At 47.7% G+C, this 25,437-nt stretch carries 19 protein-coding genes; 9 read left to right on the plus strand and 10 right to left on the minus strand.

Annotated features, from left to right (window positions below; translation table 11 throughout):
• Positions 1-101 precede the first annotated feature (101 nt).
• The 4 genes from CX664_RS16790 to CX664_RS16805 all read left to right on the plus strand — a co-directional run bounded on the left by CX664_RS16790 (position 102) and on the right by CX664_RS16805 (position 3,110).
• Positions 102-1,028, plus strand: coding sequence for an SPFH domain-containing protein (locus CX664_RS16790; protein ID WP_241693450.1), 927 nt, complete (start codon positions 102-104; stop codon positions 1,026-1,028).
• Positions 1,028-1,477 (plus strand): NfeD family protein, encoded by a 450-nt coding sequence (locus CX664_RS16795; protein WP_101747860.1) that lies wholly within the window; start codon positions 1,028-1,030, stop codon positions 1,475-1,477. Before CX664_RS16790 ends, CX664_RS16795 begins: the two co-directional genes overlap by 1 nt.
• 204 nt (positions 1,478-1,681) lie before the next feature.
• A complete protein-coding gene (locus tag CX664_RS16800) occupies positions 1,682-2,830 on the plus strand; it encodes a Na/Pi symporter (RefSeq protein WP_101747861.1) in 1,149 nt (382 codons plus the stop codon).
• Positions 2,831-2,837: 7 nt separating this feature from the next.
• Entirely contained in the window at positions 2,838-3,110 is a 273-nt protein-coding gene (locus tag CX664_RS16805) for a hypothetical protein (protein ID WP_101747862.1), read from the plus strand.
• Positions 3,111-3,147: 37 nt separating this feature from the next.
• Here the strand turns inward: CX664_RS16805 and CX664_RS16810 are convergent, their stop codons facing one another.
• Positions 3,148-3,357, minus strand: a complete 210-nt coding sequence (locus tag CX664_RS16810; protein WP_101747863.1) for a hypothetical protein — start codon at positions 3,355-3,357, stop codon at positions 3,148-3,150.
• A gap of 657 nt (positions 3,358-4,014) precedes the next feature.
• On the opposite strand from CX664_RS16810, the gene CX664_RS16815 reads away from it, so the two are divergent.
• Positions 4,015-6,213: a glycoside hydrolase family 71/99 protein gene (locus tag CX664_RS16815; protein ID WP_146000074.1), complete on the plus strand. Its 2,199-nt coding sequence runs from the start codon at positions 4,015-4,017 to the stop codon at positions 6,211-6,213.
• 33 nt (positions 6,214-6,246) lie between these two features.
• Here the strand turns inward: CX664_RS16815 and CX664_RS16820 are convergent, their stop codons facing one another.
• The 4 genes from CX664_RS16820 to CX664_RS16835 form a co-directional block, all read right to left on the minus strand.
• Positions 6,247-6,564, minus strand: a complete 318-nt coding sequence (locus tag CX664_RS16820; protein ID WP_244910683.1) for an AzlD domain-containing protein — start codon at positions 6,562-6,564, stop codon at positions 6,247-6,249.
• A complete protein-coding gene (locus CX664_RS16825) occupies positions 6,561-7,286 on the minus strand; it encodes an AzlC family ABC transporter permease (RefSeq protein WP_101747865.1) in 726 nt (241 codons plus the stop codon). The genes CX664_RS16820 and CX664_RS16825 overlap by 4 nt, the downstream gene beginning before the upstream one ends.
• A gap of 153 nt (positions 7,287-7,439) precedes the next feature.
• Complete coding sequence (locus CX664_RS16830) at positions 7,440-8,222, minus strand: hypothetical protein (RefSeq protein ID WP_101747866.1); 783 nt, start codon at positions 8,220-8,222, stop codon at positions 7,440-7,442.
• 44 nt (positions 8,223-8,266) lie between these two features.
• Complete coding sequence (locus tag CX664_RS16835; RefSeq protein WP_101747867.1) at positions 8,267-9,376, minus strand: hypothetical protein; 1,110 nt, start codon at positions 9,374-9,376, stop codon at positions 8,267-8,269.
• Positions 9,377-9,811: 435 nt separating this feature from the next.
• On the opposite strand from CX664_RS16835, the gene CX664_RS16840 reads away from it, so the two are divergent.
• The gene (locus CX664_RS16840) at positions 9,812-10,480 is read left to right on the plus strand and encodes an RraA family protein (protein ID WP_146000075.1); all 669 of its coding nucleotides are present in this window, start codon (positions 9,812-9,814) and stop codon (positions 10,478-10,480) included.
• A gap of 118 nt (positions 10,481-10,598) precedes the next feature.
• On the opposite strand, the gene CX664_RS16845 is transcribed toward CX664_RS16840, so the two are convergent.
• The gene (locus CX664_RS16845) at positions 10,599-11,921 is read right to left on the minus strand and encodes an MATE family efflux transporter (protein ID WP_180966527.1); all 1,323 of its coding nucleotides are present in this window, start codon (positions 11,919-11,921) and stop codon (positions 10,599-10,601) included.
• 81 nt (positions 11,922-12,002) lie between these two features.
• Here CX664_RS16845 and CX664_RS16850 point away from each other — a divergent pair, with 81 nt between their 5' ends.
• Positions 12,003-13,601 carry a hypothetical protein gene (locus tag CX664_RS16850; protein ID WP_101747870.1) on the plus strand — a complete coding sequence of 533 codons (1,599 nt, stop codon included), beginning with the start codon at positions 12,003-12,005 and terminating at the stop codon, positions 13,599-13,601.
• Here the strand turns inward: CX664_RS16850 and metH are convergent.
• Positions 13,598-17,305, minus strand: a complete 3,708-nt coding sequence (metH, locus tag CX664_RS16855) for a methionine synthase (protein WP_101747887.1) — start codon at positions 17,303-17,305, stop codon at positions 13,598-13,600. The two genes, CX664_RS16850 and metH, sit on opposite strands and share 4 nt — an antisense overlap.
• 202 nt (positions 17,306-17,507) lie before the next feature.
• On the opposite strand from metH, the gene CX664_RS16860 reads away from it, so the two are divergent.
• Together CX664_RS16860 and CX664_RS16865 are read left to right on the plus strand one after the other, a co-directional pair.
• The gene (locus CX664_RS16860) at positions 17,508-20,837 is read left to right on the plus strand and encodes a hypothetical protein (RefSeq protein WP_101747871.1); all 3,330 of its coding nucleotides are present in this window, start codon (positions 17,508-17,510) and stop codon (positions 20,835-20,837) included.
• A 565-nt stretch (positions 20,838-21,402) separates the two neighbouring features.
• A complete protein-coding gene (locus CX664_RS16865) occupies positions 21,403-24,276 on the plus strand; it encodes a hypothetical protein (protein WP_146000076.1) in 2,874 nt (957 codons plus the stop codon).
• On the opposite strand, the gene CX664_RS16870 is transcribed toward CX664_RS16865, so the two are convergent.
• The 3 genes from CX664_RS16870 to CX664_RS16880 are packed head-to-tail and all read right to left on the minus strand — an operon-like array spanning position 24,269 to position 25,360.
• Positions 24,269-24,721, minus strand: coding sequence for a deoxycytidylate deaminase (locus tag CX664_RS16870; protein ID WP_101747873.1), 453 nt, complete (start codon positions 24,719-24,721; stop codon positions 24,269-24,271). The two genes, CX664_RS16865 and CX664_RS16870, sit on opposite strands and share 8 nt — an antisense overlap.
• Before the next feature lie 55 nt (positions 24,722-24,776).
• Positions 24,777-25,109 (minus strand): type II toxin-antitoxin system HicB family antitoxin, encoded by a 333-nt coding sequence (locus CX664_RS16875; protein ID WP_101747874.1) that lies wholly within the window; start codon positions 25,107-25,109, stop codon positions 24,777-24,779.
• The gene (locus CX664_RS16880) at positions 25,106-25,360 is read right to left on the minus strand and encodes a type II toxin-antitoxin system HicA family toxin (RefSeq protein ID WP_101747875.1); all 255 of its coding nucleotides are present in this window, start codon (positions 25,358-25,360) and stop codon (positions 25,106-25,108) included. Before CX664_RS16880 ends, CX664_RS16875 begins: the two co-directional genes overlap by 4 nt.
• Between the last annotated feature and the right edge of the window lie 77 nt (positions 25,361-25,437).

Consider the following 25,437-nt stretch of genomic DNA (forward strand, 5'->3'; position numbering starts at 1 on the left):
AATTGGTTTGAGATCAGGATGCAGTCATGGCTTATGAGATGACATAAGTCGGACTTCGCGTCAGAATAAATAAAGTCAGTAAACAGGAGCCTCCTATGGGTATGGAAATCACAGCAATTGTGTTTGTTGTCCTTATTGCTGTTCTTATATCAACCGGTGTACGAATTGTCCCTCAGGGGTATAACTACACCGTCGAGCGATTTGGCAAATACACCAGTACGTTAACGCCCGGGCTGCATGTGATTGTGCCGGTGATTGATACGGTTGGTAAGAAAATGAACATGATGGAGCAGGTTCTGGACATCCCGCCCCAAGAAGTGATCAGTGCCGATAACGCACAGGTGACCACGGATGCTGTCTGTTTCTACCTGGTCCAGGATGCGGTCAAAGCTTCTTATGAGGTGAACGATCTTGATCGTGCCATGAAAAACCTGGTGATGACCAATATCCGGGCGGTATTAGGGTCCATGGAACTGGATGAAATGCTGTCCAACCGGGATCGGATTAATGAACGCCTGCTGATAAAAGTGGATGAAGCCACCGATCCCTGGGGCTTGAAGGTGACCCGTATTGAGTTGCGAGATATTGCTCCGCCTGCGGACCTGGTGGAAGCCATGGCCAGGCAGATGAAGGCTGAGCGGGATAAACGTGCCCAGATCCTTGAGGCGGAAGGTGCCCGCGAAGCGGCCATTAAAGTAGCCGAGGGTGAAAAGCAGGCGCAAATCCTCAAGGCGGAAGGTGAGCTTGAAGCCGCCAGGCGGGAAGCGGAAGCCCGGGAACGTCTGGCAGAAGCCGAGGCGGTGGCAACGTCTATGGTGTCCAAGGCGATTGCAGAAGGTGATCATCGGGCAATTAATTATTTTGTTGCCCAGAAATACGTAGAAGCCCTGAAGGATGTTGCCTCTGCCGAGAATAATAAAGTGATCATGATGCCTCTGGAGGCTGGTAGTCTGATTGGCTCAATCGCCGGTATCAAGGAGCTGGTGGGAGAGGCCACTGTTAAAAAGGGAAGTGAGAAGGAGGCCTGATGGCTATTGCTATTACCCTGGAACCCTGGCACTGGTTGATTCTGCTCTTTATGCTTCTGGGCGCAGAGGCGCTGGGTGCGGGTGGTTTCCTGCTGGGCAGTGCCGCTGCTGCTGCGGTTGTCGCTTTGTGGCTCTGGCTGGTGCCTGATACAAGCTGGCCCATTCAGCTGGTGATGTTTGGTACCGGCAGTTTGTTGTTCTCACTGGCATACTGGAAGCTGTTCCGTAAAGTGAACAACAAGAGTGACAGCCCTGAATTAAATAATCGGGCATCGCAGTTAATAGGCCGGACCATTGTACTTGAGCATGACTTGCCAGACGGGCAGAGTAAGCTTGCCATTGGCGATACACTCTGGAAGGTGGAATCGGACAGATCTGTCGCTAAAGGGAGCAAAGTCTCGGTAACGGGCAATCAGGGGATGATGCTACTGGTCAGAGAGCTGGGCTGATTATTTAATACCAGAATGTTGGAATAACCGACACTGGCTTTCTTATTTCAATTCTCTCCGGGACAGGCTTGAGACTCCTTTACAGTTTCTTTATGCTTGTCCCCCTTCAATGGAGCAATCGTTTTTTCGGTAATCCAGTTTGATGCCGTGACATCCAGTGTTATTTCTGGATAGTCGAGTTTATTCACCTTGCAGGATGTTCAAATGCAACCCAGTTATACAGCCGAGTCGACGCAACCGAAAGGTCAGGTTATTCAGTGGCTATTAGTGGCGCTGATGATCTACCTATTGCTGGTCGCTGTCGGGATGATCGGTTCCGGCTTTAAATGGGCTTCTGGTGGCGCTGAAGGTGCCCGTCAGTTATTTGCTTTTGCCACCAACCCGGTGATGGGGCTGGTGGCAGGTGCACTGGCAACTGCAGTTGTTCAGTCATCCAGTACCGTGACATCGGTGATTGTTGGCCTTGTTGCCGGAGGTCTTCCGGTTGCCACCGCTATTCCGATGATTATGGGTGCCAATATTGGTACCACTGTGACCAATACGCTGGTCAGTATGGGCCATATCGGTAAGAAAAAAGAGTTTCGTCGTGCGTTTTCCGCGGCTACCGTTCATGACTTTTTCAATCTGATGGCCGTTATGATTTTTCTCCCGCTGGAGATCATGACGGGGTTCCTGGCCAAGTCGTCTGATTTTCTGGCCGGACTGCTGGTGGGCGGCGACTCTGTCAGTATCAAAGGTTTGAACTTTGTTAAGGTGCTTACAGGGCCTGCTGTAGACCTGTTCAAAGGTGCTTATGGCTCTTTGCCAGACCTGTGGCCTGGTGTCTGCCTGGCGTTGACAGGGCTGGCCTTTATTTTTATCTCCATTATCTATCTTGGCAAACTGCTCAAGCATCTGATGGTGGGTAAAGCCAAACAGATTCTGCACAAAGCCATTGGGCAGGGGCCTGCTACGGGTATTTTCTCAGGCATGATGATGACCATTGCCGTGCAATCATCCTCGACCTGTACCAGTTTGATCGTACCACTTGCCGGGAATGGTATTTTCAAGCTCAGGGAGGTGTATCCATTTACCCTGGGAGCCAATATCGGCACTACGATCACGGCCTTGCTGGCGGCGACAGCCGTCCAGGGACCCATGGGATTCTTTGCCCTGCAGATAGCACTTGTCCACCTGTTGTTTAATGTGTCAGCCGTACTGTTGATTTACATCGTTCCATTCCTTCGCAATATACCACCAACGGTTGCCCGCCGTTTTGCCCAGGCGGCCAGCCGGAAGAAATGGATGGTGCTGGCCTATGTGGTAGGTGTCTTTTTCATTCTACCTGCTATCCTGATCGCGATAACTGCCTGAGGAGGACATGATGACAACACTCAAGGAGTACAAGGCTCACAAGAAGGAGTTAAAGGCTCAAATCAAAGAGGTCAAGGCAACCCTGAAACGCCTTGAACAAGAGCTGGAGGCTGAGCGGCAGGATATGCAGCATGAAGAAGTCGATCATCTTGATGAGTACCTGGACAAGGCAGAGCCACACCTGGTGGATGTTAAAAAGCTGGGTGTTTCGGCCATTGAAGACTTTAAAAAGTCAGTGTCTAATCTGATGAGTTTGATTACAGGCTCCGGTAAAAAGTAGCGGGGCATCCAAATAGCCGTGAAAATAAAGCCAGTGGTTATTTGCTGGCTTTACTTTTGACCTGATCAATAACCGCTGCCAGACCCTGACGTTGACCCAGGGTGATTTCAAACCAGGTATCATTCCCGTAGCGTGGGAATTCGTAGCGCAGATAGTAGCCATCCTGGTATACCGACAGGTCAAAGCTTCTGGCCAGAACTCCGGCAACAAGAAGAATAATGAATATAGCGGAAAGTAATTTGTACATGAGCATGCCCCCAATAAAGTCTCATCCATAAAAACCTCCCAATCAGTCTAGCTGTTTATTGAGCTTTCTGGCAAAGCCTTAGGCCCCGATTAATGAATCGAAAGTGAAACATTGATATGAAGCTTTCTGCGTTACCTGGTAAACCGATTAGACCTTCATCAGTTTGACGACAGAGTGGAATTAAGTGGAATAGTGAGCGATGCAGGGAGTGTTCGCTCCACAAAATATTATTCAATTGACCATTGACGTTTTCAGTTATTCCTTGCTTTTCGGTATGGCTTTGTTGAGGTCTTTTAAGATATCAATTCAGAAAAAGTAAGATTTATGTCGTGTAATAAGGCTGATAAAATAGAGCTTAAAGCTTCGAAATGCATTCTCGCTGTAATAAATAATGTTCATGATTTAACTGAACGACAATTTTAATATATAAGGTGGCTTATTAACATTATAGATGAGTCGTTTATGTAATTCTGGTTGAAAAATAAGCCGGAAATCTTCAATGACTCGAATAAACTGGTGGTAGGCACGTGAGATTTCAGTTAGCTGTCTATGGCTTACTATCCAGAATATAGCTAAATCAATGAGGGCTTATGCTGTTATTCGTCCATCTCACGTTATTAAACCATCATCTGAAATTAAAGAGGAATGGTAATTATCATGGTTAATAGTCACTTTCCTATCAATACTACACTTTCTCATATGCCGGAACTGCCTTCTTCCAACTCTCAACTCTACACGAAACCACCCATCGCTTTTAACCTGAGCATTAAACACCTCGATATTGACGAGCCTTATCTCGGTAAAATGGATGACGAATTTTGTGATGATCTGAACCATTTGGACGACGAGGAATTTTGCAGTAAATACCTAAATGTCGAGCCCAGCAGGCCTGAAAGTCTTTTTGGCCGGGCGATACGGACGATCAAAGAGTACGTTTACCCTTCCCCGCGGGAAAAAAGGGCCTTGTCTGATCCCCCGGACAAAGCCCGTCCCTCCGGGGTAGAAACTGATCAATTATCATCCGAAGCACAGATAAAGCCCCTATCTTGCCAGCACAAGGCAGACAACAAAACCATTATGGTGTTAGCTGATTACCACACCAATAAACAGATCCAGTCTATCCATCAAGAAGTTAATTGCAGGCATCCCCACAGCATCACCAGGACGCATATTGTTAACAATGGCTATGAGCTGCGAAACCCGGATAACTCTGCCCCCTGCGACACCGCTTCAGGCCGCCCGGGTTTTGGTGCCGGAGCAAGGCCCCTGGTGGGAGGCAGTCCCATCGATAACCTGCATTATTACGAATGGCAACTATTGACCGCCAGAATTGCGGGACTGGATGGCTTTGTCGTGGAGTGGGGCTTTCCAGCACGGCAGACGTCACCGGACAAGGCAATCGTGAATATGAAAACGGTGCTGGCTGACAAGAATCATGGCAATGAGTTTGCGCTGGTTCCACTCTGGATTCCCCAGTGGACGGTCAGGGCCAGCGTCAATCTCAGTCCCGAACAGAAAGAGGCCCAGTTCAAGGAAAAACTGGAGGAGATGATCCAGCGCTACTATCAGGATGAACACTGTATTCACCATCGGGGCGATCCGTTGATGTTTATGCTGAACTTCTGGGGCAAGGTCAGATCAGATCTGACCCTGAATCAGAAAGAACTGGAACAGTTTTTCAAGAATAATCCTGAGCTGGCCAAAGTCAGGCTGGTTTATACTATGAGCGGCAAGAGCGCGTGGAAAGCGGCAACTGTAAAACAGGTCGTTAGTAATTATCCTTGGGTGGTACCTAGAAGACAGGTGGCAAAAGATAGCAAAAATCCTTTCATTGCCGACAATTTTGTCAGATACGGTACCCATAGAAATATCCGCCATTACGTCAATAATCTGGATTACAGGCATCGAGAGAACCAGGATCATCTCGGCATCAAGACAATGCCGGTATATCCTGGCGTTGATACCCGGGGAGCTCCCTGGAGTCCCTGTGACTCCTATTTGCCAGAGACAGAAAATGGTGATAACACCTATGAATTAAGCTGGAATCAAGTCCGCAAGAAAAAACCCGACCTGGTCATCGTCGAAACGTTCAATGATTTCAGTGAAGGTACCCATATTGAACCCACACCGTCTGATCTGGGGCAACGGGTGGTCACTACGGCAAAACAGGTCTGCCTGTTGAAGGGGCAGAAGGCTGCGCAATGCAATGCCATTGCCAGGCAGGCACCAAAACTGATCCAGCATGCTGTAAGGTTGTACGATGCACGAATGATGATGGAAAAACTACAGCATGTGCTCAGTGACGATGCCTTGGTCAAAGCAACAAAGCAACTGGATCGTTGGGCCAACTCGCTATTCAGTAAAAAAGTACAGAAAATAGATCGGCATGAAACCCGGTTTGATCTCGAATTTCAGAAGCTGCCTTTTGCTACTCTGGCAACCGTCATGAATCGGGAAAAAAATAACATACCTGCGCTGAATCGAATGGGTGGGCAGTCATCGTTTGTACTGAAGTCACCGCCGATTAAAAACAGCACCCATACGTTTAGCGAAGCTGACGTGAAGCTGCGTATCAAAACAGAAAATGGCCTGCCGTCCAGAATTGCACTATCAACAAGGGTTTACGATGAAAAAATGAACTGGAAAAATGAACCGATCGCAGAGATATATACCCCCTATGATCAGCTGGAATCCACCGTTACCATCCCCATGACCGCCCACACAGGCAAGCTTCGCGGTAAACTGACAGAGATGTATGACATAAGCCACCCCACATCCGGATGCACTGTTGATCTGTTGGAGATAAGAATCAGCACCCACCACCGAAAGACCGACTCGGATCAGGAGGATTCCTGAGCGGGAAGTAGACAGACCGATGGCTTCCCGTATTTACAGTAAATGTCTTAGCAACAGAAATGACAGCATACCCAGGATGACGGTCAGTAATGTGTTCCTGGTCATCAGGGCAAGAAATACTACGATAATGCAGGCAATCAGGTAATGGTTGCCCATGGACAGGCTGAGCTGATCTTCACGAATAAAGACAATCGGCGCCGCAATGGCGGTCAGCACGGCGGGTGCGGAAAAACTCAATACCTGCTGAACCGTTGCACTGAGTTTGAGAGGTAACCAGGGTTCCATCAGGAGAAAACGGCTACCAAAAACCAGGGCCGCCACGGTGAACAGAATAATCCAGGTATCCATCATCTTTCTCCCCCGGTGGTGGCTTTGGCATAGGCAAAACCAGTCATCATGGCCAGGGGGGCTGAAATCAGCAGGCCCGCCTGAATCTGCATTACCTCACAAATGACCGACGTCACCAGTGCAGTGAGCACACAGACCAGCACCGGGGCATTTTTGATGTTCGGGATAACAAGGGCGATGAATGTGGCGGCAATGGCGAAATCCAATCCGAGGGCATCAAGATTTTCAAAGCTCGCGCCAGCGATGATGCCGCCAAGGGTGGCAAGATTCCAGCCAAGATAAAAGCATAACCCTCCTCCCAGTGCGTACCAGCGGTCAAAGCGTTTCAGCTGACCGGGGTTGGCAATGGCGAACAGTTCATCGGTTAACAGGAAGCCCAGGGCGAGACGCCATTTGAGAGGCAGCGGGCTGACGTTCTTCCGCATCACCATGGAGTAAAGGAAGTGGCGGGAGGTAATAAGCAGGGCTGAGATCAGAATGCTGCCCAAACCCACTCCGGCCTGGATCATGCCCATAATGGCCAGCTGAACGGCACCGGCGAAAATAATGCCTGACAGTGCCTGGCTCTGAACCGGGTCAAAGCCCGACTCAATAGCCAGAGATCCGGTCAGGATACCCCAGGGCAGGACCGCAACAGTCAGCGGAATAATAGCTGCGGCACCCTTGAAAAAAGACCTGACTTTTTCATCGTTGCTCGAGTGGTGAACAATTTCAGCCTGAGACATACAACACACTTCCTTAACAATTCATCCTCATAACTGAAGATTCTGGAATCTTACAATCTTGAACAGTTTAGACATTCGGCAAGAAGAATAGTTTTCTAACAATTTAGTGGGGAATGCTCGGTCAGCCTCCCGGGAGGCCGACCGGGAATAGACTCAAACCATCGAAGAGGGAGGAATATTATTGGCCGAGCGGAAGCCATATTGACGCCAGACTTTATCGGGGGCATTGCCTGCGGTCAACAGCTGGTGACATTCAGCGCGCCGGGGCTCCAGATAAGCTCTTAATATGCCAATCCGCATATATTTTTCAGAGCGCATGTGACGGTTGTTGACACGCTCTTCTTCCAGCGACTCCAACTCTTTTGCCGCCTGCCGGTAGTCATGCAGAAAGCGCTGTTCCGGCGAACGCCAGAGGTAGGCTGCTGAGCGCACCAGCCCCTTGGCGACACCATAACCTGCCAACATGACCATTCCCCCGACAGCCCCCACTAATGCCCCCACCACCGCCGCTGGTGCGGAAATAGAGAGTGACGGTATCAGGGTAACCATGGAGAGACCCCCGGTCAGCGAAGCCATCAGCAAGACGCCGGATGTCAGCCCCACCAGACCACCCAACAGGCCACTGAGCAGCAGTCGCCGGGTGGTTACGCTGTCATTAACTGCCCTGATGACATTAGCACCAATGATTTTTATGGCCGATGCCAGTTTTTTTAATCGGGAGGGTGATTGTCCATTTACAAGACTGTAATCGCTTACCTTAATGGTGCGCTTTTCCAACGGGATCTGGGCAATGTCTGTAAAATTCTCCTGGGGTATGGTTGAAGGTGGTACCACAACAACGCTGTCTGACGAGTCAGTTGAAACTTGATCAGGAGGAAGTACAGGCCCTTTGAATGGTGGTAATACCTGTTGTGAGTCAAGATGAGGCAACGTCATCAGTCTTTCCCTGTTATGTTTTTATTACATATCAGTCTAGCCATTCAGGGAATACCTGCTGCGGTGGCATTCCATATCAGCTCACGGTCAAAATGAAGTCCATCAACGGAATAGGACAATATGGCCCGATACTGTTCCCCGGCGACAAAACCTTTAATCGGAAAAACAGCGTGGAGATAGCCATCAGGGCGATAGTAGTTTTCAGAGGCAATTTCCTGCCACGAGCCATCGAGCATCAATTTTTGCAGCTTAAGTTCCCTGTAAAAATATGAAAGTGGCCGATCAGCAATAAACATAAAACGTCCACGGCCAATACTGCTATTCAGGCCGATAATTCCCTCTGGTTCAGGATACACCGTAAAATGTGGCTCAACCTGATCATGCCCCTTGAATCTTGACCAGTAGTAATCCCATACCCTCGCAACCCTGATCCCGGTATAATTGATGCCGCCAATGCCGTCCCGGTAGTTCTGCCGGAGCCATGGGTATAACCGGCTGTCCATAAGGTTGCTGAACGGATTGACCAGCTGCCGCTCCCAAACGGCTGCTGCCACAATATTACCCTGTCCCTCTTCAATGTGGCTAAGTTGTACTCTCGATTTCAGCAGTGGTTGCAGCGCCTGATAAACCACCTCCAGCGGTGATACCGCAGTAGGATGCACATCGTAGGCCCCCTGGTAATCGTACAAGGCGTATTTGTCGACGATGGTATCCTTGGACGTGGCCAGATCATCCCCCCCACGCCCATCCACCTCGTCGGATAAACTCATCAATAAATTGTCATAAATTTCATCCTCAACGCCGTGAGCCACCATACCCATAAAATGGGAAACCAGTTTTTTACACTCTGCCAGATGCAGCTTTTCAGGAGGGCAGGTTTTCTGGACTCGGGAGAAATAGGAGCGATGGAATTTCGACCAGTGGCTGATCTCGGCATAAGGATAACCATTCAGGTAACCACCGTCCGGTAGGCCAGAACCAATCACCCACTGCGGCTGGTACTCTATCAGGATACTCCTCAACGCCGGGTCAGAGACCAACTCAACGGCCTTCTTGCTCATCTGGATATGGACGCTGTGACCGGCACTGAAAGCCTTGGTGGCCAGGCAGAGACTGACCAGCAGGACCCATCTGACCCTTGAAAATCTGTTCATGGGAACGCTCCTCAATATCGACTGATTAGTTGTTGTTATTATCGGTCGATGGGGTGCAATGATGATCTCTTCTTGCCCCTGAAGGAACGGCATTCCTGCGTGAGTATTTTTGCTACAGCAGACTGTTCCGGTTTGGCTTCGGTGCTTTCCATTTGCTTATTCAAGTGCTTTTTTGCCGCTTTTATCTTTTTCAGGCTCCTGTGTGAACTTTAAATCCTCGGGAATGCTATAATCTTTTGCCTCTTTGTAAGTATCGTCTTCCTGTTGGTCAGACAGGCTGGCTTTATTGATCAGTTCATCAATTTTTGTACTGAGCTTGGCTTCTCTGCTTTTCAGCCTCCTGGGTCAGCCTCCTGTGTTGGTGATCTGACAGCACTTACCGGCAGAGTCTGGTGGTCAGGTCAGCTTTATAACCGGGTATACCTGAGGTTCCCCATGGAGTTAAACGAAATACGTTCCCGCCTGGCTGATTTGAAAACATCCCATCTTGCGGATGCTGACCAGCGTCTGAGAGTGATGAACTCGGCAATAAGACCGCTTCAGACGGGTCTTAAGCTGATCGGATCGGCCTATACCGTGAACTGTCATAATGACTTTCTCACGGTGATCAAGTCCATTCAGGAAGCCCAATCCGGGGATGTTATTGTTATTGAGACTCAGGGCAGTGGATTAGCCGTGGCAGGGGAGCTGTTATCAACGGAAGCGATGCGTAAAGGGGTTGCTGGATTTGTTATTGACGGGGCCTTTCGTGATACGGCATCGGTAAGAGCAATGAATTTTCCGGTTTATGCACACACGTTTACCCCGATGTCAGGCACGTCAAAACGGATATTTCATACCCGGGAGGTTGTTGAGTGTGGCGGCGTAGAGGTTCGTCCGGGTGAGATTATCTTCGGTGATGATGATGGGGTTCTGGTTTTATCTTTGGCAGAAGCAACACGTTTGATTCCTGTCGCTGAAGAGATTAAGGCCAGAGATGAACGGGTGCTTGCCAGGCTTCAGGAGGGGGTTTCACTGTATGACCTGATCAATTTCGATGAACACTGGCAAAAAATAGAGGCCGGCGAAACAAGCGAACTGACATTTACGGTCGACCAGGGGTGAAGTGCAACCCGGCCATAGCTCACTTCAAGGCGGAATGTTGCCGGAGCGGCTTGCTGCTGGTTGGAACAATGCAGCTCTGAATCGGATGAGTTGCTGTTTAATCGGGAAAATGCCTTCCTTAAATCTGTATTTTACTCCAGCGCCGTGAGCGCCAGACAACCAGAAAGCTGACGGAGGTAATCATTCTCTGCAGTATGGGTACTGACCAGACGGCGGTAAGTCCAAACCCCAGAACAGGGCCTATAAGCCAGCACAGCGGCAACAGAATCAGCCACTGTGCAACAAATCGGATATAGAGCACCGTTCGGTTGGCACCCGCTCCCAGTAAAGCCTGAATAAAGACCAGGGAGGGCGCATCCAGAACAATGCCTATGCCGGTTAACTGCATCGGGATTGAGCCCATTGCCAGTAGTGAAGGATCATGGAGAAAGAGCGACAGCACAGCCTCAGGGGTAAAAATCAACGGCAGGCTCAGTACCAGTAACACGGCGCTGGCTGTATACATGACTTCCTGCCCCCAGCGCCAGGCAACCTCTGGCTCCCGGGCCCCCAGACTCTGGCTGACCAGGGTATTGGCAGCCATGCCCAGACCCAGACCCGGCAGTATCAGCATCAAAGAGGTATTCATCAACACATGGGCGATGGCCATTTCACGGATACCTAATTGGGCAACAATGGCAAACAGCATCATCATGCCAAGGGCAAACAGGGTCTGTTGCAGGGAGTCAGGAATCGCCAGAAGAACCAGGCGCTTTAGGGCCGACCAATTTCTCCAGTGCGTCAGGAATCCGAATTTTCTGGCTCGCTTATTCAGCATCCGGAAATTAAGCAAGGCTCCCAGGTACATGGACAGTAAGGTTCCCAGGGCCGCTCCCTGCACGCCCAGGGCGGGCAGGCCAAGTTTTCCGTAGATCAGGATAAAGCTGAAGATCACATTGCAAATATGGGTGCAGACCAGCAGTTTCAGAAAACCGTTTGGCTCACCAATGCCGTTCCAGAAACCTCGAAATGAGAGGTTCATGGCGGCTGCGGTAAGGGCCATAACCCGAATCTGAAAATAGTCCGTTGCTGCCCCTTTAAAGGTGGGAGAGCCCTGATCAAATAACGCCAGCAACCAGGGAGAAGTGATAACCAGAATAAGACTGACTGGCATGGCAAAGCAGAATGCGATGATCAGTCCGTGATTGGTTGGCATGGCACATTCATCAAGGCGGCCTGCACCAACGCGGCGGGCAACCTGGGCCTGGACAGCCGCTGAAAGGCCGGTCATCAACGATAGCGCGACAAAATTCGCATAGCTGCCAGCACCCACCGCGGCAAGGGCACCTTCTCCCAGGGGACCCACCAGTGCGGCATCAACAAGGTTGATCATGCTCTGGGAGAGCATAGCCAGCATGATGGGTACGCCTAACTGAAAAATGGTGGCAAGCCTTTGCTTCATTAAGCTAAATATCTCCAGCATTTATGAACTATCGGGCAAAAAAAAGTCCAATAAAAAACCGTACAGAAACCTGAAATTATTATGAACATAACATCATCAAAACCGCTATGTGTACAGGATTTACAAGAAGCCATTGCCGATGTTGCCAATAAACCATTGATCACCAGTCATTTTCAACGCAAAAGCACGGTATCCTTGTTCAGATCTATACAAGACAGAACGATCACTGGCATTAGAATATCAAGTTCTGTGGCCGATAATCTGCAATTTTTATCAACACTTGAAAACCGACAACTATTAACCACTGCTGAGGTCATGGCATTGTCACGGGCTGTTGTCAATGGAGAGTGCATTATTAGCCCGGAACAGTGCGAATTTCCCCTGAGTATTAACCTGTTAAGATGGCTCAGTGGCTTCCTGCGGATTATGGAACGATCGCCGTTAGTGAAAATGGCCGTTGAGAAAATTATCATTGATGCTCCGGTTCATTCAGCCGTTGATTTTTTAATGTCTGAAATGCCGAATGAAAATAAGGATAACGTGGAAGATTTCCTCAAAATAAATGTTATGACCAGTATGCTGAAGTCACGCAGCCAAATGAAGTCGGTGAAGGACCAGTGTGATAAATATATCTCTGAAAATCAAAGCTCAATGACTGATGAAGAAAAGAAGCTCTATCTCTATGGGCTATTGTTACCCTTTTGGGATGATTGGGAAGAAGATAATCAAAGTTCTTTATTGGCACGGAATCAGTTTTTCAAACTTAGTTTTTCATTCCATGACGAATATATGATTAACGTTATTAATCAACTTGATGAGAATATACAATACTCAACCTGTATGCATGAACGAATTGATCGACTGGGTATCAACAAAGTTTTAATATTGAAAAAAGAATTCTGTGAATTGGTAAGATCGATCGCATTCCAGCGCTTGCCTGATGAGAATATCCCTTGTCTGGATGATATGGAATTAAACAAACTGTTTGACACAAGAGCACTGCTGGATAGAAGTTATGCAGAGTTTACTAAATACCAGACTGTTGGAAGGGTACGTATGGAAAAAAGTCCGATTGTTCCAATGGCCCTGGCAGAAAAAGATTTAGAACATTTGTACGTTAACTACATGGGCATTCATCTTGAATTAGATTTAGGCGATAAAAGGCGGGCTAATCTGGTGAATTTTATTGGCTTGAATAGTAAATGTTATTCAGTGTTGGGTTCCCGGTTCAATAGTATTAACAAGTATATAGGGGATGTTTACCATAACAAATATGTTGAGCTTTGCTATACAGCATTTCAAGACTGGTTCAGGGATCATAAGACCACAAAGTTAGAAACTATGAGTTGCTTTCATCAATTGTGGTGTGATGATTATTCAAAAATGAATGATATAAAATGGTTTGTATCAATAATCGCCCGGGCTGGATTGATGCCGGGTAATTGTATCTGGTTCTCTGATAACCCGTCATTGATCTGCCCTGAGTGTCATTTTAAAGAAAATCTCAATAAGTCCGGGCTGAGTGACATACCAGAAACAATCAGGCAGTTCGCATCAGAGTTGATACGTCTGTTGCAACATCACAGTGAGCGTGATTGTCATTTGGCGCAGAGCATAGATCCTCAACGATTGTGGAATGAAAAGTATGAGGGCAAGATGCCCTCCGCTTACCAGGTCTAATTGGCTAGATTGGGGCGAAGCCAGCGTTCCGCTTCTGCTAAAGACCAGCCTTTACGTTCTGCGTACACTTCCAACTGGTCTTTATCGATTTTACCCAGGCCGAAATATTTCGCTTCAGGATGGGAGAAATACCAGCCACTGACACTGGCCGCAGGCATCATGGCAAAGTGTTCAGTGAGTGACACGCCGGCGTTTTCTTCACCGTTCAACAGAGCGAACAATGCCGTTTTCTCCGTATGGTCCGGGCAGGCCGGGTAGCCGGGCGCTGGACGAATACCGGCGTATTTCTCCCTGATCAGCTCTTCATTACTGAGCTGCTCATTGGCGGCATAACCCCAGTACTCCTTGCGCACTTTTTCATGCATACATTCCGCAAACGCTTCCGCAAAACGGTCTGCCAGTGCTTTCACCATAATGCTGTTGTAGTCATCACCGGCTTGTTCATATTGCCTGGCCAGTTGGTCGGCACCGATACCTGCGGTCACCACAAAACCACCCACATAGTCTGGCAGACCGGACGATTTTGGGGCCACAAAGTCAGACAGGCTGTAATTGGGCTTATCCTCCGGTTTTGGTGCCTGCTGGCGGAGGTGGTGCAGGGTTGTTTTGATGTCGCTTCTTTTTTCATCCTGATAAATGGCCAGATCATCGTGATTGATCTGGTTGGCGGGCCAGAAACCAATGGCTGCCCGGGCACGGATCAACTTTTCGTTGACCAGCTTATCCAGCATCTGCCGTGCATCGTGATACAGGCTGGTGGCTGCTTCGCCGACCACCTCATCTTTCAGAATGGCGGGAAACTTACCGGCCAGATCCCAGGTCATAAAGAACGGAGTCCAGTCGATGTAATTGACCAGTTCTTCCAGCGGAAAGTCATTGAACACTTTAGTGCCGGTAAACGTCGGAACCGGTGGCTGGTATCGGGACCAGTCCGGTTTGCAGGCGTTATCCAGGGCTTCCTGGTAAGTGAGCAGTGCCCGTTTGTTGCTCCGTTTTCCATGACGGATCCGGATTTTTTCATACTCGGAGCGGGTCTCTGTCACCAGGGCGGGCTTTAATGAATCACTCATCAGCCGGGTTGAAATCCCCACACTGCGGGAGGCATCGGTGACATAGATGGCCAGATCATCCTGGAACTGCGGCTCAATTTTTACCGCCGTATGGGCCCGTGATGTGGTCGCTCCACCAATCATCAGTGGGCGTTTGATGCCCTGACGCTGCATTTCACTGGCCACATAAACCATTTCATCCAGTGATGGGGTGATCAGACCGCTGAGCCCGATAATATCAACGTCTTCTTCCACTGCGGTTTTCAGAATGGTTTCGCAGGGAACCATGACCCCAAGGTCAATAACCTCAAAGTTGTTACAGGCCAGAACGACACCGACAATGTTTTTACCAATGTCGTGTACATCACCTTTTACCGTAGCCAGCAAAATCTTGCCATTGGATCGCGCACTCTCGCCTTTCTCTTCCTCGATGAAAGGGACCAGGTGCGCAACCGCCTGTTTCATCACCCGGGCACTCTTCACCACCTGGGGCAGAAACATTTTACCTTCACCAAACAAGTCACCCACCACATTCATGCCATCCATCAGCGGGCCCTCAATCACCTCAATAGGACGGCTGGCGGCCAGTCTAGCCGCTTCAGTATCGTCAACAATCCAGGTGGTAATGCCTTTGACCAGCGCATGTTCCAGCCGTTTGTTAACAGGCCATTCCCGCCAGGCCAGATCTTCCTCTTTTTTGCCGGAAGAACCACCTTCCCGATATTGGTCTGCAATGGCCAGCAGCGCTTCAGTCCCATTCGCTGAGCGGTTGAGGATGACGTCTTCAACCTTGTCTTTCAGCTCTGGGGGAATTTCTGCATAGATCTCCAGCTGTCCGGCATTGACAATGCCCATGGTCAGTCCGGCCTTGATGGCGTGGTAGAGAAAGACCCCATGAATGGCTTCCCGAACCGGGTTGTTCCCCCGGAAAGAGAAAGAGACATTACTGACCCCACCGGAACTCATGGCGTGGGGCAGATTCTCGCGAATGTATTGCACCGCATTGATGAAATCCACAGCATAGTTATTGTGCTCATCAATACCGGTGGCCACGGCAAAAATATTGGGGTCAAAAATAATATCCTGGGGCGGGAAGCCGACGTCATTGACCAGAATGTCGTACGACCGCTGACATATTTCTATTTTCCTGGCTTCGGTATCCGCCTGACCCTGCTCATCAAAGGCCATAACCACAACGGCGGCCCCATAATTGCGGCAAAGACGGGCCTGACGGCGGAAGATATCTTCACCTTCCTTCAGGCTGATGGAGTTGACAATGCCCTTGCCCTGAATACATTGCAGCCCGGCTTCGATGACCTCCCACTTGGAAGAGTCCACCATGATCGGGACCCGGGAAATATCCGGTTCAGAGGCCACCAGATTCAGGAACGTGGTCATGGCGCTTTTGGCATCCAGCATTCCTTCATCCATGTTGATGTCGATAATCTGGGCACCGTTTTCCACCTGGTCACGGGCAACATCCAGGGCTGTATCGTAATCTTCTTCGATGATTAAACGTTTGAAGCGGGCGGAACCGGTCACGTTACAGCGCTCACCGACATTGACGAACAATGAGTCCCGATCAATGGTAAATGGCTCCAGACCACTCAAACGACAGGCCACCGGAATGGTTGGCATGGCTCGTCGGGGAATATCAGCAACCTTGTCAGCAATGGCTTTAATGTGTGCCGGTGTGGTACCACAGCAGCCACCAATAATATTGACCAGGCCGGATTGGGCAAACCCGGCAACAATCTCTGCCATCTCATCGGGACTCTGGTCATATTCACCAAACGCGTTGGGCAGACCGGCATTGGGGTGAGCACTGGTCCAGGTGCCTGCGCAGTTGGACAGTTCTTCAAGATAGGGGCGTAACTCACTGGCACCCAGGGCACAATTCAGACCAACGGACAGTGGCTGGGCATGTTCGACCGAATTCCAGAAGGCTTCTGTCGTTTGACCCGACAGGGTGCGACCGGAAGCATCGGTGATGGTGCCGGAAATCATGATCGGCAAGGCAAACCCCAGCTGGTCGAACAGGTCTCGCAGCGCATAGATGGCCGCTTTGGCGTTCAATGTGTCAAAAATGGTCTCTATCAGCAGTATATCAGCGCCGCCTTCAATCAATGCTTTGGCGGCCTGCTGATAGGCGTTCACCAGTTCGTTGAAACTGGTATTTCGATAGCCGGGATTGTTGACATCAGGGGAGATGGAAGCAGTTCTGTTGGTTGGGCCAAGAACACCAGCGACAAAACGGGGTTTATCCGGGTTGGCCCGGGTGAATTCATCGGCTACTTCCCGGGCTAAACGGGCTGCCTGGTGATTAATTTCCGCTACCAGATCTTCCATCTGGTAATCTGCCATGGCGATGGTGGTGGCATTAAAGGTGTTGGTTTCCAGAATATCGGCACCGGCTTCAAGATACTCCCGGTGGATCTGTTGAATAATGTCCGGACGGGTCAAAACCAGAAGATCATTGTTGCCTTTCACATCGCAGGCATGGCTGGCGAAGCGTTGGCCACGGTAGTCCGCTTCCCCCAGCTTATAGTCCTGGATCATGGTGCCCATGGCACCATCAAGGATCAGAATGCGTTTTTCCAGCAGTTGTGTCAGGTCAGAGAGGGCTTTTTTTTGGTGTGGCTTAGCTTGCAGCATGGATAGCAGACCAGTGTTATTTTTTCTAGCGGGCATAGTACCAGAACTTGGCTCCCGGATGCCTCTGGTTTCTGTTGGGTCAGGAAGAAGTGTAAGTGTATGGGTTCTGTAAATAAACGACCCATGGTACCAGCATAGTGAAACCTTCTTCCATCGAGGGTATCCAATTGTTTTGAAAAAATAGATAAGCAGGAGATAAATCATGGAGCCAGTGAGTAGCAGCCACACCCGGATAAGGCTTAACTCCGGGGATGAGAAGATGTGTTCTGATACACGACCGTTGATGGTTACACCAACAAGTGATCAAGCGCTGACTGATGCAGCCGCGATCAGAGATGGTCATGGGAAGAGCTTTGTTAACAGGGAGGTTCGTGTAATTGAAGTGTCCGAACAGTTTCATGGAGTCAGTACAGGTGCTCTATTGAAACCGAGCCAGAGTGAAACGGTTCAGGTAGCGCTATGTGAAGGTGCGCCACAGGAAATTAAACCGCAGAGTGTCGAACATGTTGAACAAAAAACAGTTCTGGACCCGGAGATGTTGACCCGGCAGCTTGATGAAATAGAAACACAGATCATTGAACTCACCGGTGTTCATGGTGAGATACCGCAAAAGGAGTTGATAAGATTTAAGTTAGCTGCACTGTATATCCAGGAGAATATCCTCACAAGAATGTTGTACGGCATGGCAAGTCAGGAGGAAGCATTCAGTAAGTTTCAATCACTTGGAGACTTATTACCACAATCATCAAATGGTGCTGCTCTCATGAGGGTGCTGGATTTATGGTGGCTTCCCAGTAACGCGAAATACTTTCCTGAAACAACCATTATTTCTTTAAAGAGGATTAATTCTGTTAGTGAGTATTTGGAGACAGCTCTCGGGGATTTGAATGCAGTTGACGAGCCTTTTGACAAAGGCCGGTTGCTTTTTAACGACGAGTTGAAAAAAAAGCTGATCCCATCAGAGGGAAGCAGTGATAGCAGCACTGCAAGTTCTCTTACTTCAGAATGTTTCAGTGAAAAAGAGTTTAAAGAGGTCTTGGGCAGACTTCTTAAAAAAGGCGGCAATGAATGTTTTACGGCCAGCCAGAATAGATCTCAAGCGCACGGCTCTGCCTTAAGTGATGTAGAGGATAATCCCTGCAGGAATGAATCGGAAGCCGTAAAAAGTAATAGTATTAAAAGGGAGTTATTAGAACAGTCATCCGAAGCTATGAAGTCTGACTTCAGTTTGACAAAGCTTGATAAATTAGTGGTTATTTTCCACCATCTTTACCAAATACATAACAATGAAATGTATATTGAATCAGTTAATCTTACCAATATTGATGTTCTTGAAAATTATTTTAACGAACTTTTATTGGAAACAGAGTTATCCGTTTATGAGAAAGAGATTGCCTGGTTTGGTTTTCTACAATCATTAGGACATTTTTACTACAAGATAGCTATGGAGTGCACAGTCAGTTACTGTGCTGGAAAAAGTAATTATGTAAAAACAGCCCATTATAATAAGGCAATAACTTACAATGCCAGGCTTCATAAAATGGCGATGACCAGTATTAAAAGGGGTATCTGTCAGGGTGCTGACTTTTGGGTTTTGAGCCTGCTCGGTTCAGGATTTCTGATGAATTATCGCTGGACATCCAGAGACAGGGCTCAATTAACCTCTCTAAGCATGGCGGTGGCGAGAAGCCCTAAACAGGAATCGGAGATTGCACTGGCAAAATATACCTGTTTTTCTATCGCAGAAGTCCTGGAGGATGTTGGAGCGTACAGAAGTGTTGCTGATAATTCTGAAAAATACAATACCTTTGCGCTATTAACCATGCTTTGGAATGATCTTGGGTTTTCCCGTTGGCCATACTCAAACACCTTGAATCCGGAAAAAGCGCTTGAATATCTGGAATTCATTCGATATGAAATAACTAATAATGATAATCAAAGCGCCGAATTGCTGAAGCAATCCATGGATATTGCCTGTGAATTTAATAAATTGATGCAGGGATCGACGCCGATTTCACAGCTGTATTCTGAAAGAATCGCCCTGTATTACTTTATGCGGAATGATCCTCAAAAGGCATCGGAACTTCTTAAGTTTACCAAGGGTAAAAGCAAATCGCTTTATTTTGGGCTTTGCATGGCATCAAAGGGTGAATACCTGTTTGCCATTCAGTTTATTGAAAAGGATAAAATTAAAGATGCTTGTATTAAAGCACTGTTAGGTATTCTGTGCGAAAGGCTTGCCAGCTCTAAGAAAGAATCATCTGAAGAATATAATGAATTGCTCACAAAAGCAGAGCTTAATTATCGGGCCGTGATTGGCTCACGGCCTGAAATGAATAAATATTTAGCCATGTTGATTGAAAAACGAGGGCATCTGTCAGACTCGCTAAAACACTGGAAAGCTTACCGCTGTTTTTTACATGATCAGGAAGATAAAAGTAATATAAGGTCGGTAAGGTTTAAAATTCCCATGGAGATTAAACTGGTTGGTGAAAAAATTCTGGAGTTGGAGAGCCTGATAGGGGGAATTAAATCTGAGAAAAAGGCCGAGTCACTATTGGGTGATGATAAATCTTATGGCCAGGGAACTGTGGAAAAGAAGCCTGAACGTCAACCTGCCAGGAAAAGGAAAGGCAAGAAAAAGAGTCTACCTGCTGCTGATAGGAAACCGGCTTGCCAGGAACAAAAGCCAGCAGACTTCCACAGCGAAAAGCGTTGTTCTATTCAAGTGCCGAATCCCGGGGCTGAGCTACATCTTAACAGTGGATCAGAGTTTGAGGGACAAACCGATCCTCAACACCATGATCAACAGGGCCTGAACGAAAACCAATGGCAGCTCGTCACTGGAAAGTCTGACCCGTTTCGGCTTGTTGTGAATCAAGGCGTTAAAATTCCTGCTTGCTTTTCAATAAAAGAAGTCGAGCGTCACTGGGAAAATACCCGCAATTTGAGAAATGTTTTAACCAATCGGCTACTCTTCCTTGACATTGGGCGGGGAGATTATGATGGGGTTTTGGAACTCATTGATCAATATGTGGGCGAAACTGACAATCCGGTAGCACAGTTACACTTCATACAAAATAGAGAGTGGTTGTTGAGATGTAAGAGTTTTGATAACCGTGCACTTTATGTCCATTGTCGTCGTTCTGGGCAAACGATCCAGGCATTAAAGGCAGAGTTACGGTTATCTATTTTGCAATGTGTGCGGGAACAGGTGGAGTCTGTTTTTCAGCATGCGTTTCAGTGCTTACCTTCACCTCTGTGGTTCAGTAATCCCGAGTTGTTGAAAAAGGACATGAAATACCTGATAGATCACGTTCATCCTGAATTTTGTGTACAGGTTGGCGCTCAATTTTCAACAGCAGCCCATGTAATGAAAGATATTCATTGGGAGTTTACCTGCCAGAGGGTAACCGACCAGACATGTCGCTCACTGTATGACCACTCCCCCGGGGACTATGCCAATTTGGCTGAAAAGTTCTATAACTTTCGTAATTTTATTGATCCTCAACATCTTTCGGACATTATTTAGCCCGGATGGCGACGCCGTTTTCCCGACAGGCTCCCAGGGTATCTATTGATCAATATAAATAAACAGGCGACAGATTATGGACCCAATAAGTAGCAGCCACAGCCCGGTAAGGCACAGCTTTGAGGGCGGGGAGGTGTGTTCTGATACACAACCGTTGAAAGTTACACCAACAGTATTGGCCGGTGAAAAAGCCCTGAAGGAAGCGGGCACATTCAGAGATGGTCAAGGGAAAAGCATTGTTAACAGGGAGGTTCGTGTTATTGCAGCGTCCGAACAGTCTCATGGCGTCAGTACACATGATCTGTTGAAATCAAGCCAGTGTACTTCGGAGCAAGTATCACTGTGTGAAGGTGCGCAACAGGACGTTAAACCTCAGAGCACTGGACATGCTGAACAACAGACAGCTCCGGATCCGGAGATATTGGCCCGGCAGCTTGACGAAATAAAACAACAGATTATTGATCTCACCAGGGTTCATGGTGAGATACCCCATCAGGAATTGATCAGGTTTAAGTTGGCGGCTCTGTATATTCAGGAGAATTTCCTCATAAGAATGTTGTACGGCATGCCAAGTGAGCAGGAAGCATTCAGTGTGCTTCATTCTCTCGGAGACTTAATACCACCATCAAATGGCAATGCTCTCATCAAGGTGTTGAATTTATGGTGGCTTCCCGATAACGACAAATACTTTCCTGAAATTGAATCCTTAACGAAATTTTATTCCGTTTGTGAGCAGATGAAGGCAGTTGATAAGGAGTTGGAAAAATCTATTGAGTCTATTGATAAAAACAAGCTTTTTCTAGAAGCTTTTGAGAAGTTGAAAAAAGCAGTTGTCTCATCAGAAGGGGACAGTGATAGCAATAGTTTAAGTTCTTTATCTTCAAAGTTACTCGCTAAAGAGTCAGAATGCAAAGAAGCCATGGTTAGAATAAGATCTATTATTGAAAAAGTTCACCATGAAACGGCTATGGCTGGCTATAATCGGTGCCAAATGCATAGCCCTGCTTCAGGTGATGTAGAAGAGTGTCGATACGGGGCTGAGCCGGGAGCCGTAAAAAGTAACAGTGCCAGGGAACAGCAGGAGGGACGATTGGCTGAAGTTGCAAGATCTCCCTTTAGTTTGACCAAACTTGATAAAATAGTGATTATTTTTCACCATCTCTACCAGGAATATTATGATGATCATTATGTTGAAGTAGTTAATGCTGGTAATATTGACTTTCTTGATAATTACTTTAACGCACTTTTATTAGAAACAGAGTTGGCCGCTCATGAGAAAGAGATTGCCTATTTCGCTTTTCTTCAGGCATTGGGGCATTTTTACAACAAGGTAACTATGGAATACTCAATGTCATCCCATGGCTACTCTTCCGGGAAAAATGCTGCTGTAAAGTTAGCCCTCCCGGGACAGGTAAAAACATACAACCGTATTCTTCATAAAATGACGGTTGCCAGCGTTGAAAGAGGAATCTGTCGTGCTGCTGACTATTGGGTTTTAAACTTTCTTGCTGCAGGATTTCTGATAAATTATCGCTGGAAAACCACTGACAGGGTCCAATTAGCCGCACTAAGCTCAGCATTGGAAAGATGCCCTAAACAGGAATCAGAGATTGCACTGGCAAAATGTACATGCTTTGCAATCGCAGAGGTCCTGGAGGATGTTGAAGTATTTAGAAGTGTTGCTGAAAACTCGGCAAAATACAATACTCTGGCACTGTTAACCATGCTCTGGAATGATCTTGGGTTTTCCCGTTGGCCTTACTCTACCACTTTGAATCCGGAAAAAGCACTTGAATACCTGGAATTCATTCAAGTTGAAATAAATGACCATAAAAATCAATCTGCTGAAATAGTCAAGAGAGCTATGGATTATGCTTATGAATTAATTCTATTGATGCGAGGATCAACACGAAGTGCACGACTGCGTTCTGAAAGAGTCGCCCTGTATTACTATATGCTGGGTAATCCTTCCAAGGCATCAGCGCTTCTTGAATTTGCCAGGCATAAAAGCAAAACACTCTATTTTGGACTTTGCATGGCCTCAAAGGGTAAGTATCAATTAGCGGTTCAGTTTATTGAAAAGGACAACGTTAAAGATGTTTGTGTAAAAGCATTGTTAGGTATTCTTTACGAAAAGCTTGCCAGCTCTCAGGGTGAGTCAAGTGAACAATTTACAGACCTGCTGAATAAAGCAGAACTTAACTATCGGGCGGTGATTGGTTCACGGCCTGAAATGAATAAATATCTTGCCATGTTGCTTGAAAAACGAGGAGACCTGCCAGGCTCACTGAAGCATTGGAAAGTTTACCGATGTTTTTTACATGACCTGGCTGATAAAAGTAATGTAAGGTCGGTCAGGTTTAAAATACCCATGGAGATTAAACTGGTTGGTGAAAAAGTTCTGCAATTGGAGAACCGGTTAGAGGAAATTCAATCTGAAAAAAATGCCCATTCATTATCGGGAGATAATAAATTTCACCGTAAAGAGGCTGAGGGAAAGTCACCCGAAAGTGGACCTGCAAGGAAAAGCAAAGCCAGGAAAAAGAGCCCGCCTGCTGTCGTCAGAAGGCAAGCCTGCCAGGAACATTGCCAGGAGAAAAAGCTAACTGACGTCCAGAGTGAAAAGCACTTTGCTATTCAAATACCCGATCTTGAGTCAGAGCGAAACCTTGACAGTGAATCAGAGCTTGAGGAACAAGCTGACCATCATCAGCAACAAAGCCCGGACGAGAACCAATGGCAACTCGTTACTGGCAAGCCTGAACCGGTTCGCCTTAGTGTGAATCAGGGGGTTAAAATTCCTTTTGGCTTGTCAATAAAAGAAGTCGAGCGTCACTGGGTGTATACCCGCGCTTTCAGAAATGATTTAACCAATCGGTTGCTCCTCCTTGACATAGGCCGGGAAAATTATAATGGGATTTTGGCAATCATTGATCAATATGTGGGTAAGATTGAAAATCCGGTAGCACAGTTACACTTTATCCAAAATAAACAGTGGCTGTTGAGATGCAAAAGCTTTGATAACCAGGCGCTGTATGCCCAATGTCGCTATTCCGGACAATCGATCCAGGCGGTAAAAGCAGAGTTACGGTTATCTATTTTGCAATGTGTGCATGAACAGGTGGAATCTGTTTTTCAGCAAGCCTTTCAGTGCCTGCCCTCATCACTTTGGTTCAGGAACCCCGAGTTGTTGAAAAAGGACATTAACTGTCTGATAGGTCACGTTCATCCTGAATTTTGTGTGCAGTTTGGTGCTCAATTCTCAACAGCGGCCCATGTCATGAAAGACATTTTCTGGGAGTTCACCTGCCAGAGGGGAAAAGGCCAGACGTGTCGCTCACTGTATGGCCACTCCCTTGACGACTATTCCGATTGGGCAGATAAGTTCTATGACTTTCGTAATTTTATCGATCCACAGCATGTCTCGGATGTTATTTAATGGATACCTGCTCAATGGCAACGCCGTTTTCCCGACAGAATTGTGATAGTTCTTCCTGGGGATTGCGGTCGTACTGGATGTCATAAACAATGCGCCGGATACCGGCCGCTAACAGGTTTTTGGTGCATTGGTCACAGGGGCTGTGGGTCACATAAGCGGTAGCCCCCTCAATGGGAGTACCCAGCCGTGCTGCCCAGATAACCGCATTGAGTTCAGCATGAATTTCATGCCTGAGTGACCAGGGGTGGTGTTCTTCGTAGTCAGCCTCATTACAGTTGATATAGCCTGAAGGCGTGCCATTAACCCCTGTGGAAAGCACCCGTCCATCCTTGACCAGCAGACAGCCTACCTGAAGGCGCACACACTTTGATAATTTGGCCAGGGAGTGGGCCATCTCCATATACACAGAATCAACCGATCTAATGTCCTTGCTATCAGTGGCCATTGGTCATTTGTTCCTTGAGTTTTCTGAAAACGTCGTCTTTACGCTTACCAGACACTTAATTCAGGCTCTGGCGCAATGCATCATTAATAAACTGATTCAAACTGCGGTTACTGGCCGCTGCTGCCACACTGGCGGATTCGTGCAGATCCGGGTCAATACGCAGGTTCAGCTTGCCGGAGAAAGACTTGCGTGGCTCTATGCCTTCTTCCTGACAGGCCTCCAGAAACACTTTCAGGGAGACCTTGCCTTCCTGGTGCAGGCTTTTGACATCCGCTGCGTAAAAATCTGCTCCACCGTTCAGGCCAATAAATTCGCCCCGGAACAGGTCAATGTCCGGGTCGTAAGTAATGACAGCGGTATAGCCGTTGATGTTCATCTGGTTAATCATGGCGTCACTCCGTGGTTCTCCAGCCACCGGCGGATACTGGCCACCGCGCCCTTGTCGGTATCCGGTGACGGATGTGGGCGGTGAAAGATCCGTACCTCACCAAACAGTACCACCTTGATCCGGCTGCCTTCACGCTCATTAATCGTGGCACCGAGAGCAAGAAACAGGTTTTCAATATCGGCCCAGTGAATGCTGCCGCTGACCGGTCTGGCAAACAGTTTGCGCAGTGTCGTGGCATGTTTCTTTTTCATTGTATTGATTGGTAAATAGTATAGTTGCAATGGTACCGGATAATAGTACTATCGACAATAATCCGTTTATATGGCCT

Source organism: Endozoicomonas acroporae, assembly GCF_002864045.1.
In the GTDB taxonomy this organism is placed as follows: domain Bacteria; phylum Pseudomonadota; class Gammaproteobacteria; order Pseudomonadales; family Endozoicomonadaceae; genus Endozoicomonas; species Endozoicomonas acroporae.

Coding starts and splice junctions, on each gene's coding strand:
- CX664_RS16790 (WP_241693450.1), top strand. CDS start 102: ATGGAAATCACAGCAATTGTGTTTGTTGTCCTTATTGCTGTTCTTATA.
- CX664_RS16795 (WP_101747860.1), top strand. CDS start 1,028: ATGGCTATTGCTATTACCCTGGAACCCTGGCACTGGTTGATTCTGCTC.
- CX664_RS16800 (WP_101747861.1), top strand. CDS start 1,682: ATGCAACCCAGTTATACAGCCGAGTCGACGCAACCGAAAGGTCAGGTT.
- CX664_RS16805 (WP_101747862.1), top strand. CDS start 2,838: ATGATGACAACACTCAAGGAGTACAAGGCTCACAAGAAGGAGTTAAAG.
- CX664_RS16810 (WP_101747863.1), bottom strand. CDS start 3,357: ATGTACAAATTACTTTCCGCTATATTCATTATTCTTCTTGTTGCCGGA.
- CX664_RS16815 (WP_146000074.1), top strand. CDS start 4,015: ATGGTTAATAGTCACTTTCCTATCAATACTACACTTTCTCATATGCCG.
- CX664_RS16820 (WP_244910683.1), bottom strand. CDS start 6,564: ATGATGGATACCTGGATTATTCTGTTCACCGTGGCGGCCCTGGTTTTT.
- CX664_RS16825 (WP_101747865.1), bottom strand. CDS start 7,286: ATGTCTCAGGCTGAAATTGTTCACCACTCGAGCAACGATGAAAAAGTC.
- CX664_RS16830 (WP_101747866.1), bottom strand. CDS start 8,222: ATGACGTTGCCTCATCTTGACTCACAACAGGTATTACCACCATTCAAA.
- CX664_RS16835 (WP_101747867.1), bottom strand. CDS start 9,376: ATGAACAGATTTTCAAGGGTCAGATGGGTCCTGCTGGTCAGTCTCTGC.
- CX664_RS16840 (WP_146000075.1), top strand. CDS start 9,812: ATGGAGTTAAACGAAATACGTTCCCGCCTGGCTGATTTGAAAACATCC.
- CX664_RS16845 (WP_180966527.1), bottom strand. CDS start 11,921: ATGAAGCAAAGGCTTGCCACCATTTTTCAGTTAGGCGTACCCATCATG.
- CX664_RS16850 (WP_101747870.1), top strand. CDS start 12,003: ATGAACATAACATCATCAAAACCGCTATGTGTACAGGATTTACAAGAA.
- metH (WP_101747887.1), bottom strand. CDS start 17,305: ATGCTGCAAGCTAAGCCACACCAAAAAAAAGCCCTCTCTGACCTGACA.
- CX664_RS16860 (WP_101747871.1), top strand. CDS start 17,508: ATGGAGCCAGTGAGTAGCAGCCACACCCGGATAAGGCTTAACTCCGGG.
- CX664_RS16865 (WP_146000076.1), top strand. CDS start 21,403: ATGCCAAGTGAGCAGGAAGCATTCAGTGTGCTTCATTCTCTCGGAGAC.
- CX664_RS16870 (WP_101747873.1), bottom strand. CDS start 24,721: ATGGCCACTGATAGCAAGGACATTAGATCGGTTGATTCTGTGTATATG.
- CX664_RS16875 (WP_101747874.1), bottom strand. CDS start 25,109: ATGATTAACCAGATGAACATCAACGGCTATACCGCTGTCATTACTTAC.
- CX664_RS16880 (WP_101747875.1), bottom strand. CDS start 25,360: ATGAAAAAGAAACATGCCACGACACTGCGCAAACTGTTTGCCAGACCG.